Here is a 1,459-nt window from a genome sequence, read left to right on the forward strand (position 1 = left end):
GGATCAAGTCCAAAATCTGGGTTTTTACCATTTTAAGAATATAATTTAATCAAGCGATATAAGAAGTATTCCGTATTCCTGACTCCCCTAAATTGTGATCTAAAAGCCTTTACTTTGGCATTAAAGGATTCTGCTGAAGCATTTGTACTTCTGTTTAAAAAATAGTTGAGTACAGAGCGGTAATTTGAAGTAATACTATTGGCTACCGTTTGGAAGCTCTTAAATCCTGACTCCTCTACATCTTTGTACCAGTGGGCTAGTTTGGTGTAAGCTACTTTAATATCTATGGCTTGGTTAAAAATATTCCTCAAGCCTTGAACAAGTCCATAAGCTTTCTTTAATTCTGGGTATTCATTAAACAATATCTGTCCCCTCTCTTTCTGATTTGGAGTCCATTTATCTGGGGATTTATACAGTAGATATCTACTCCTGGCCAGGAGTTGTTTTGAGCTGTCACCATTAGAAAAAGTTACAGGTTTAAATTCTTTGTCGGCTACTCTAGATAGCTTTATCTGTTCATTTTCTTGATCCAAAGCTTCCCATCGGTATTTGATACGAAGATCTTGGAGCGCCTCTATTGCCAGCTTCTGTACATGGAACCTGTCTGTTACTTGGATGGCTTTCGGGAAACATTTAGTGGAGATCGTTTTCATAGAGTTTGCCATGTCTAAGGTGATCTCTTTCACTTTAGCACGCTTCTTTGCTGGGATCTTCGAGAGTTGTTCGATAATAGGCTCCACTTTAGTTCCGTGGAATATCCCAACTAAAGCCCCTTTCTTTCCTTTAGCCTTCTTATTGGTAATGATGGTATAGAGCTCTCCCTTGGACAGCGCTGTCTCATCAATGGATAAATAAGAACCTAAGTTTTCAGGGAAAACAAGCCACTGTTTGGCATGACCCTTATGCTCCCATTGCTTAAAATCACTTAAGTGATCCTTATAATGTCTTTGAAGCCTTTTCCCGGACATACCATACTGGTGCCCAAGTTGTTGGCTGCTCAGAGCAGTATTATCGGTCGATTTCTTTTAAAAAAGCAGCAAACTCTTTAGATATTCGAGTTCCCTGTGCAATAAATTCATCCCATTCACGACTTACTTTAATCCACTTTTTATCAAGTAGAACGTCCCAACGCCTTCGTTTAAGATTTAATGATAGTAGATTGTCTCGAACGGGATAATCCTCGATTATTCGAGGCTCCATGAAGCCACTGGCTTTAAACTTGCAATCCTTGTACTTAGATGGTATTTGTTTTTTCTCCTCCAAATATATCGTTAGACGGTTCTCATATAAAACATGCTTTATAGGCTTCTTATCGAACCCAACAATATCAAAATACTCTAATATTCCTTCTGGTAATATTAAACTTAACAAGGATAACTCAGTGCCTTTATTCATCAATGTAATTTAAAGCACAAAGAAAATTACTTTTTTCTTTAGACCCAAGTTTTGAGATTGATCC

2 protein-coding genes are annotated in these 1,459 nt (G+C 37.7%); both read right to left on the minus strand.

Annotated features, from left to right (window positions below):
* Nucleotides 1–32: 32 nt before the first annotated feature.
* Nucleotides 33–968 carry an ISAon1 family transposase gene (locus KO529_RS06550; protein WP_215947134.1) on the minus strand — a complete coding sequence of 312 codons (936 nt, stop codon included), beginning with the start codon at nucleotides 966–968 and terminating at the stop codon, nucleotides 33–35.
* Between the two features lie 40 nt (nucleotides 969–1,008).
* Nucleotides 1,009–1,395 (minus strand): ISAon1 family transposase N-terminal region protein, encoded by a 387-nt coding sequence (locus tag KO529_RS06555; protein WP_215947135.1) that lies wholly within the window; start codon nucleotides 1,393–1,395, stop codon nucleotides 1,009–1,011.
* Between the last annotated feature and the right edge of the window lie 64 nt (nucleotides 1,396–1,459).

It is taken from the genome of Arenibacter algicola (assembly GCF_018860365.1).
GTDB lineage: Bacteria > Bacteroidota > Bacteroidia > Flavobacteriales > Flavobacteriaceae > Arenibacter > Arenibacter algicola_B.